The 9,986-nt window shown below is 46.3% G+C and carries 5 protein-coding genes; all 5 read left to right on the top strand.

The annotated features are described in order from the left end of the window. Positions 1 to 246: 246 nt before the first annotated feature. The 5 genes from IEW74_RS16580 to IEW74_RS16560 are packed head-to-tail and all read left to right on the top strand — an operon-like array spanning position 247 to position 9,868. Positions 247 to 1,806: a class I SAM-dependent DNA methyltransferase gene (locus tag IEW74_RS16580; protein ID WP_188667199.1), complete on the top strand. Its 1,560-nt coding sequence runs from the start codon at positions 247 to 249 to the stop codon at positions 1,804 to 1,806. After that, the gene (locus tag IEW74_RS16575; RefSeq protein ID WP_188667197.1) at positions 1,799 to 3,007 is read left to right on the top strand and encodes a restriction endonuclease subunit S; all 1,209 of its coding nucleotides are present in this window, start codon (positions 1,799 to 1,801) and stop codon (positions 3,005 to 3,007) included. Before IEW74_RS16580 ends, IEW74_RS16575 begins: the two co-directional genes overlap by 8 nt. Beyond that, on the top strand, positions 3,004 to 5,034 hold the full coding sequence (locus IEW74_RS16570) for an FRG domain-containing protein (RefSeq protein ID WP_188667195.1): 2,031 nt from the start codon (positions 3,004 to 3,006) through the stop codon (positions 5,032 to 5,034). Before IEW74_RS16575 ends, IEW74_RS16570 begins: the two co-directional genes overlap by 4 nt. Continuing rightward, complete coding sequence (locus IEW74_RS16565) at positions 5,016 to 6,728, top strand: DUF262 domain-containing protein (protein WP_188667194.1); 1,713 nt, start codon at positions 5,016 to 5,018, stop codon at positions 6,726 to 6,728. The genes IEW74_RS16570 and IEW74_RS16565 overlap by 19 nt, the downstream gene beginning before the upstream one ends. Then, on the top strand, positions 6,728 to 9,868 hold the full coding sequence (locus tag IEW74_RS16560) for a type I restriction endonuclease subunit R (RefSeq protein WP_188667193.1): 3,141 nt from the start codon (positions 6,728 to 6,730) through the stop codon (positions 9,866 to 9,868). Before IEW74_RS16565 ends, IEW74_RS16560 begins: the two co-directional genes overlap by 1 nt. The last annotated feature ends 118 nt before the right edge of the window (positions 9,869 to 9,986 follow it).

The raw sequence follows: 9,986 nt of genomic DNA, 5'->3' as shown, positions 1-9,986 counted from the left end.
CGTCCAGTCCGATATAATGTCTCATGGTCACGTTCCTTTTTATGGCCTTTATGAAGCTGCTTTCACAGACTTCGAGCTTACCATCGGAGCGTGACCAACCGCTATTACGGCCATGTTCCCTAATCGTTAGAATCATCTTGGACTTTGATTGCTATAGCCTTTAAAAAGATGTTGGTGTAACCTGCCGTCCTTATGGTTGCATACTTGAAATTTATTACGCATCTTATTTAGGGGTCGCATTCAGTTATGGCTGAAAAAAAGAATAACAAGAACACCAGTGCCAATGTTGGATTTGAAGAGAATTTATGGGCCGCCGCCGACAAGATGCGGGGCAATATGGAACCGGGCGAATATAAGCACGTCGCCCTCGGTCTGATCTTCCTGAAATATATTTCCGAAGCGTTTGAGGCCAAATATGCCGAGCTTGTCGAAGATGAATATTCCGACCCGGAAGACAAAGACGAATATCTGGCGGAAAACATCTTCTTCGTGCCGGAAAAATCCCGCTGGAAATTCCTGCAAGATAACGCGAAGCAACCCACCATCGGCAATCTGATTGATGAGGCCATGCGGGGCATTGAAGATGCCAACCCGCCGTTAAAGGGCGTTTTGCAAAAAGACTATGGCCGCCCCAGTATGAACAAAACCATGCTGGGTGAACTGATCGACGAATTCGCCAAAATCCACACCACGGGGGAGGATGCACAGGGCCGTGACGTCTTCGGGCGGGTCTATGAATATTTCCTCAACGGTTTCGCCGGTGCCGAAGGCCGTCGGGGTGGTGAATTCTACACGCCGCAATCCGTTGTGCGTCTGCTGGTGGAGATGCTGGAACCGACCAAGGGCCGGGTCTATGACCCCTGTTGTGGCTCCGGCGGTATGTTTGTGCAGTCCGATAAGTTCCTCAAAGCCCACCAAGGCCGCATCGGCGATCTGGCCGTTTATGGGCAGGAGTCAAACAACACCACCTACCGTCTGGCCCGAATGAACATGGCCGTGCGTCGCATTGATGCCGATATCCGCTGGAATAACGAAGGCTCCTTCCATAACGACGAATTCAAATCCATGAAGTTTGACTACATCATGGCAAACCCGCCGTTTAATTCGTCTGATTGGGGTGGGGACAAGCTCTCAGATGATGTGCGTTGGGCCTACGGCATTCCACCTGCGGGGAATGCCAACTTCGCATGGTTGCAACATATCGTTCACCACCTGAAACCCGGTGGCACCGCTGGCGTGGTTTTAGCCAATGGCTCCATGTCCTCCCAACAATCCGGTGAAGGCGATATTCGACGGGCGATGGTGGAAGATGATGTTGTGGATTGTATGGTCGCCCTGCCCGGCCAATTGTTCTATTCCACCCAAATTCCCGCCTGCCTATGGTTCCTCGCTCGTCACAAAGGCGAGAACGGGTTTAGAGGCCGCAAAGGCGAAATCCTCTTTATTGATGCCCGTGAAATGGGCCGCATGGTGGACCGAACCCGCCGTGAACTCGACCCCGCAGATGTCCAGAAAATTGCCGATACCTACCATGCGTGGCGTGGGGAGGCGGAGGCGATAGAGCGAAACGGGGCATATGAAGATGTGCCGGGCTATTGCAAAGCCGTTACCCTCAAGGAAGTAGAAACTCACGGCTTCGTCCTGACGCCCGGACGTTATGTCGGGGCTGCGGATGAAGAAGATGATGGCGTGCCTTTTGAGGAAAAGTTTTTGGCATTGAAGGAGCTTTTATCTACACAATTTGACAAATCAAAAGAGCTAGAGATGCAAATCCGCAAGTCATTGGGAAATATAACTAATGACTAACCTTGTGCAACTTGGAAAACATTTAACGTTCAAAAATGGTAAATCTTCACCAGAAAGAGCAAATCACCTTCCGTATCCTGTTTATGGCTCCAATGGTTTGATCGGGTATGCTGATCAGTCAAATACGGAAGCTAATACACTGATCATCGGCCGAGTTGGTTCTTATTGCGGAAGTGTGCATTTTTCAAAATCACCATGCTGGGTAACTGATAACGCAATCATTTGCAGAGCAATAAAAGAAGAAGATGTTTTCTTTTGGTATTCTATCCTATCCAAATATGACTTAAATCGGCACAGTGCGGGTTCGGGCCAGCCGCTTTTGAACCAAAGCATACTTAAGTCAATTTCATTGCATCTTGTGAATGAAGAAAAATGGGCTGCTATTGGGAGCTTTCTTTCTAAGATATATGACAAAATCGAACTGAACCGCCAGATGAATGAGACGTTGGAGGAGATGGCTCGGTCAACCTTCAAGTCATGGTTCGTCGATTTCGACCCCGTCGTTGCTAAAGCCGCCGGACAAGCCCCCGCCCATATGTCTGCTCAAACGGCTGACCTTTTTCCTGATACGTTTGATGAAAATGGTTTGCCTCAAAATTGGACAGATGGTGTCGTTAGTGATGCTTTTCACATCAACCCAAGAGAGAGTCTAAAAAAAGGAACAATATCAGCTTATATCGATATGGCCTCCCTCCCAACATCAGGAAGTTCTATCAATCAGGTCCAATATCGAGAATTCAATTCAGGAACAAAATTTCGAAATGGTGATACGCTATTAGCCCGAATAACACCATGTTTGGAAAATGGCAAATCCGCTTATGTGGATTGTTTGAACGATGATGAGCTTGCGTGGGGATCGACAGAGTTTATTGTTCTGCGTTCAAAAGGAACCTATCCAAATCCTTTGGGGTATCTTCTTGCTCGTGACCCAGTTTTCAGAAGTTATGCTATACGCCATATGTCCGGCACATCTGGTAGGCAACGTGTTCAGGGTGAAGCGATTGGGCGTTATCCATTAGCCATAGCTCCTGAAAATATTCTGTTAGAATTTGATCGTTTTTGTGCACCATTGTTCGCAAAGATAAAAGCTAACCACGAGCAAAACCAAACTCTCGCCGACCTTCGCGACACCCTCCTCCCTAAACTCATGTCCGGCGAAATCCGCCTTCGTGATGCCGAAAAATCTGTTGAGGATGCATGAGCGTCAAGGGCAAGAGATCACCAAATTTCGTTGATGAATATTTCGATGCCGTGCCGCAATGGCAAGGGATGAATGATCCATTGGGGTTTCAGATCGTGCCCTCATATGTGGACGCCGAAACAGCCCCAAGCGGTCGTTTGCCGGTGGTTAAATTGGAAAGCTGGCGTCTCCTTTCTGATCTATTGGGACATAAGTTCTTTGCCTTTGATAAAGGCAATTGGGTCTTTCGGGGGCATCGCCGCTATGACTGGTCCCTTAGTCCAACATTGGGGCGTGGCACGGATGGGATCATTCGGGAAGAATTGGCAAATAACCAGCTTGAGCGATTTAAAAAGGCTGTTCGAGGCCGTCTAAAAGACAACAGTGTTTTATTGCATAACAGCGAGACTAGATCGTCTGAAAATGATGATGAACTTTGGGCACTTGGGCAGCACCATGGTTTACATACGCCGCTTTTGGACTGGACACATTCGCCCTACGTTGCCCTATTCTTTGCCTTTGATGAAGATGATAAATCTTATGAAATGAAAAACCCGTATCGGGTGATTTTTGCACTGAATAAACGGGCCTTACGAAACAATGCGGCTTTTGCGGATATTCCGATTATTGAGCCAAAAATCGATGATCATGGTCGCCTCGTCAACCAAGCAGGCATGTTCATCAAATCTCCGTATGGGAATGCCATTGAAAACGAGATCATCAATATTCTCGGTGAGAACGAAATTATTGATGTGGATGATGCCAATGCGTTGGCTCATTACATTTGCAAAATCTACATCAGGAATGAAGAACTGACGGAATGCCGCCAGAACCTCCATAACATGAACATTCATCATGCCAGCCTGTTTCCTGATCTGATTGGGGCCTCGAATTATTGCAATGCGGAAGTGCCAAATGACAATAATGAATTGTCCCTAAAAGAAGGTTCGTTAAGCAATATTCTGAAAATTCGCATGGATCATGTCCCGGCGGCTAGAGGGATCATGGTCGGAGATGATGAGGCCGAACCAGAAGTCCCTTCACGCGATGATCCGAATGCGGTTGTTAAACTGGGCGGTGCCTTAACAGCCTTTCAGGATAGTTTTGAGAATTGGACCGAAGATAAAGAACTTATGGATGCCATGGCGTCTCTCTTTGGGGAAAAGGGCATCTTTGAAGTCGAGCCATATCTAACGACAGACGATATTCCCGCCAGCACTATAAAATCCGTAGCAGATAAATTGCCCCTTCTTATTGCCTCTCGGATGGTGACTGATTGGGAACATAAGGAAAGTGCACAGGCCGCAATGCGTAATGCCATTCGCCATTTGTTGGTTTCTAACGATGTGCAGAAAGAAAAAGCCCAATTCATTGCCAAAGATATCGTCGCCAATATGGTGGAAGCAAAACGGGAATTGCAGCCAATTGTGCCGGAATTACGTTTTAAAGATTATCTTCTGGATACGGGCAACTGGGGTCAGGCTGAACAGTATATCAGCTTTTATAAGCCATACCCTGAATTTACCATCGACACGACGCACGACGATGAGAATGAGCGATTGGCAGCCAATGACGAATGGACCAGAGGCGAGATCAGGACAGATCATAATGCCGCCTATTGGACAAAGCTGTTCTATCAATCAACCTGTATCAAAAAAATCCATACGGTTGTTTTTGATGACCGCAAGAAAACAATGGTTGCCCCAGACTGGGAAGCCGTTGGTGCCGGACGAATTTATTTTTATCGAAAAGATAGTCTGGCCTTTGCCTATCAGCAGCATCTTTCAGAAATGTATGGCGAGGATTTCTCACACAATCTACGAAAGCAAGGCGGAGGTTCCTTTGACATTCCGGTTTTCGAAGACGCAAACGACTGGGCATCTTTCAAAGATTTTCTGGGTGATATGGCGGATCAAGAACCCGCCACTGACCCAAACGAACAAAACCAACTCTTCTACGAGTTGTTGGATCGATATGCCGAGTATAGGGGCAGGAATGATAACGTTGAACAGCAGTATATGGGGGACATATGCCTGAGTATTCAGTAAAAGAGATTATTAACGATATTAATCACAGTTTTTTTCTCCCTGCTATTCAACGCAGCTTTGTGTGGAATGATGATTTTATTTGCAAACTATTAGATAGCCTGTGCTCTGGCTATCCGATTGGCAGCATTACGACATGGGAAACCTATGAAGAAATTGAGTATAGGCAGTTTATAAAAGGTAGTTTTCGACGCTCGCACAAGGGCACGTATGATATAGATAAAGTTCTACCCAATTCAGGCCCTAAAAACTTAGTTCTGGACGGTCAGCAGAGGCTTCAATCTTTATTTCTAGCTTTTAAAGGCCGAATTGATGGAAAACTTCTTTATTTGAACCTTCTTTATGAAGGGGATGACGATAAATCAGAAGCTCAGTATGATTTTCAATTTTTAGATGATGATAATGATTTTCTGTCAGCGTCATGTGAGCAAATAGAAAAAAGAAAATTCTACCCCATTGCGGTTAAAAATCTTTTTCAAAATCAAGATACTCCTGCCGAATACGTTGAAAGGCTTATTCAAAGAAATTCTGAGCTAAAGAAGTTTGAGGATATAATATCGCGGAATGTTGCCGCATTTCTTGATATGCTAAACAGCGAGAACCGTTTTCACTTAATCGAAATCGATAAAGGGATGGATGCGGCTGATCCTAAACGAAAAAACATTTCAGAAATTTTAGAAGTCTTTGTTCGGATCAACCAGCAACAAACGAGATTGAGCCGTGCTGATTTAATTTTCAGCACATTAAAAATGCAAAAAAACGGGATTGCACAATCTGTCGATGGGGTTTTAGAAGAACTTAATGCAAATCATAATCTTAAAGTTGATCTTAACTTTTTAATTAGGTGCATGTTCGTCACATCGGACTTAGGCTCAAAGCTTGACCTCAAAGTTCTCTCAAAATATGAAAATGTAGAAAAAATCTCAAAAAACTTTTCTGCTTGTATTACTGCGATATCAAGTGTTCTTGACTTTGTGTGTGCCGATTTACAACTCATCCATTCAAAACAAATCAGTGGTTTAAACACAATAATCCCCTTTGTGTATTTTGCTTATAACTGTCCCGATCATAAGCTACCAACGAAAAATCGGGACAAAGCCAAGAAAGCATTTTACCTTCTTTCGCTAAGTCGTTCTTTGTCTCGCTGGGGTGAGGCACGGATCGCTGCAATGGTTAAAAATGATCTTGGAAATCTGGAATACACTTCCGATGACCTAGAGTTCCCGTATTCAAAAGTTATTAGCTGGGTCGCATATTGGGAGGGGATATCTGACGTTTCTAACTACCTACTAGGGTTGAACCCACATTTGGTATTCACCCTAATTCAAGGAAGAACGGTTCAAGCTACTCACAATAAAGAGAATAGCCTTGAATTAGACCATATTTACCCAAGAAAAATCTTAAATGAGAAAGCCGTTGAAAGTGATGTGATCAATAGCATCGGTAACCTGTGGTTATTACCACGAGGGGCAAATCGTAATAAATCAGCGAAGCCGCCGAAAGAATTTCTCCAAGATGCACTTCAAAAAGGTGCTCTACAAAAAGGTGACCTGACAGGTGCTAAAATTGACGGTCTAGAAAGTTTGCACGGCAACGGTCATCGAAAGTTCATAAAAAACAGAGAACAGAAACTTCTGAACTCATTTTTGAAAAAAACTGGCATTAAACAATCAGACTTCCATAAAGCAGGTGAATAATGAAAATCATCACCGAAGACGATGTAGAACAGGTTGCTCTGGAATGGTTGGGTGAGCTTGGGTATGACGTTCTCCACGGGCCAGACATTGGGCCGGATGGTGGGGATAGTGAGCGAACGTCCTACAGTGATGTCGTGCTGGTGGATCGCTTGCGGCAACAATTACAGATCATCAACCCGGATGTCTCCGAAGAGGGTCTGACCGAAGTCATCAACCGGGTGATTGATAGTGCCACACCGTCTTTGATAGAAGAAAACCGTCGTCTTCATCTGATGATGACAAATGGTGTCGATATTGAAGATTATGGCCCCGATGGTTCACTGCGAGCCAAAAAAGTATGGCTGCTGGATTTTGATGCCACGGACAATAACGACTGGGTAGCTGTTAATCAGTTTACCGTCATTGAAGGACGCAATAACCGTCGCCCGGACATCGTTGTCTTCGTGAATGGGCTTCCGCTTGGTGTAATCGAGCTTAAGAACCCGGAAGATGAAAACGCCACTATTGAAGGGGCCTTTAATCAGCTTCAAACCTACAAGAAAGAAATTCATGCCCTGTTTCGCCCCAACCTGTTTTTGGTAACTTCGGATGGCATTTTGGCCCGTGTGGGTTCCCTGACAGCGGATGAAGAACGCTTCATGCCATGGCGAACGACGGATGGTCGGGCCATTGCCCCCAAAGGTGTGCCGGAACTGGACATTCTGCTTTCCGGTATTTTTGAACCACGGCGACTGCTGGACTACCTACAAGGCTTTGTCGTGTTTGATAGTGATGGCTCCAAGCTGATTAAAAAGATCGCTGGCTATCATCAGTTCCACGCCGTGCAAAAAGCCGTTCGCACCAGCTTGTCGGCAAGTGATGATGATGGCAACCGCAAGGCTGGGGTCATCTGGCACACGCAAGGTTCCGGTAAAAGCCTCCTGATGGCCTTCTATGCCGGTCGCATCATTGCCCATGCGGACATGGGGAACCCGACACTGGTTATTATCACGGATCGTAATGATCTGGATGACCAACTCTATAAGACGTTTGCGGGTTGCAAGGACTTGATCCGACAGTCACCTCGTCAGGCAAAAAATCGTGAAGAGTTACGGGAACTTCTGGCCGTGCCGTCCGGTGGTGTTGTCTTCACCACCATTCAGAAATTCTCTCCTGAAAAAGGCGAAGACTTTCCGGTTCTGACGGAACGTTCCAATGTGATTGTCATGGCGGACGAAGCACACCGCAGCCAATATGGCTTCAAGGCCAAGGTGAAGGAAGAAACTGGCGAGATCGGTTATGGTTTTGCCAAACACATGCGGGATGCCTTACCCAATGCCTCCTTCATCGGTTTTACTGGAACGCCTATTGAGGCAACAGATGTAAACACACCAGCGGTGTTCGGTGAATATATTGATGTGTATGACATTCAGCGTGCCGTAGAAGATGGGGCGACTGTCCCGATCTATTACGAAAGTCGTCTGGCTCGAATTGAATTGGACGAAGACGAAAAACCCAAAATTGATGCCGAGATTGAAGACATCATTGGCGAGGAAAATGAAACAGAAGGCGAGAAGGCCAAGGGTAAATGGAGCACCGTTGAAGCCTTGGTCGGCTCTCCCAAACGATTAGGTCTCGTCGCTGCTGATCTGGTGGAGCATTTCGAAGACCGTGTAGCCGCCATGAATGGTAAAGCGATGATCGTTTGCATGAGCCGCCGTATCTGTGTGGACCTCTATAAAGAAATCACCAAAATCCGACCGGATTGGCATAGCGAAGAGGATGAAAAGGGCACTCTCAAAATCGTCATGACCGGATCAGCCACAGACCCGTTGGACTGGCAGCAACATATCGGCGGGAAGGCACGACGGGAATTATTGGCAAAACGAGCAAAAGACCCGGCAGATGATCTCAAGCTGGTCATTGTGCGGGATATGTGGCTGACCGGCTTTGATGCCCCCTGTATGCACACCATGTATATTGACAAGCCCATGAAAGGCCATGGCTTGATGCAGGCCATTGCAAGGGTCAACAGGGTGTTTAGTGACAAGCCCGGTGGTTTGATCGTTGATTACATCGGTTTGGCCCAGAACCTGAAAAAAGCTCTATCTGTATATTCGCCCGGTGATCGTGAAAATACGGGTGTTGATGAGAATGAAGCCATTGCCTTGATGCTGGAACATCTGGAAGTCGTTCGCGATATTTTCCATGGGTTTGATTATGCCAAGGGAGTTGGCGGTTCCGCTCGTGACCGACTGGCCGTAATTGCCGGTGGTGTGGAATGGGTGCTTGAATATCAACGCAAAGAAGCTGAGAAAATCAGGAACGAGAATGACAAGAAGAAGGCATGGCGTATATATGCCGATGCCGTTCTCGCTCTTTCCAAGGCATTCGCTTTGGCGTCTGCCAGTGATGAAGCTAAGGAAGTTCGCGAAGAGATCGGTCTCTTTCAAGCGATCAAAGCTGTTGTTACCAAAAGTGATACAAAGGCCAAAAAGACAAAGGCTGAAATTGACCTTGCCATCCAACAGGTGGTCAGCCGATCTGTGGTCTCAACTGAAATCGTTGATGTCTTACAGGCTGCCGGTTTAGAAAGCCCGGATATATCAATCCTGTCTGACGAGTTTCTTGAAGAAGTCCACGGGATGGAACAAAAGAACCTTGCTTTGGAGGCTTTACGAAAGCTTCTGAACGGAGAAATTCGTTCCCGTCTAAAAACCAACGTGGTTCAACAAAAAGCATTTTCTGAACGTTTGCAAAATGCCATTGCCCGATATCACAATAATGCTCTGACAACAGTGCAGGTCCTAGAAGAATTGATCCAAATGGCGAAGGAGATAAAGGAAGCCAACGCCAAGGGTAATGAACTGGGGCTATCGGATCAGGAATGGGCATTCTATCAGGCATTGGCCGAAAACGAGAGTGCACGCGAAGTCATGTCTGACAAGAAGCTCTGTGTCATCGCTCAAGAACTTCTCAATAAGGTCCAATATGCAACGGGTGTTGATTGGATGCACAGTGATGCTGCCCGTGCTCGTATACGCCTGATGGTGAAGAAGGTATTGAAGAAATTTGGCTACCCACCTGATTTAGCGGACGAGGCCGTGCAGTTGGTTCTGCAACAAGCCGAAGCACTGTCTGCTGAATGGGCGAAGGCGTAAGTAACATGGCCGTAATAGCGGTTGGTCACGCTCCGATGGTAAGCTCGAAGTCTGTGAAAGCAGCTTCATAAAGGCCATAAAAAGGAACGTGACCATGAGACATTATATCGGACTGGAC

The sequence above is a fragment of the Terasakiella brassicae genome (genome assembly GCF_014641495.1).
Lineage (GTDB): Bacteria > Pseudomonadota > Alphaproteobacteria > Rhodospirillales > Terasakiellaceae > Terasakiella > Terasakiella brassicae.
The sequence above is the reverse complement of the archived record's forward strand: the minus strand, read 5'-3'. Positions and strand labels throughout refer to the sequence as shown.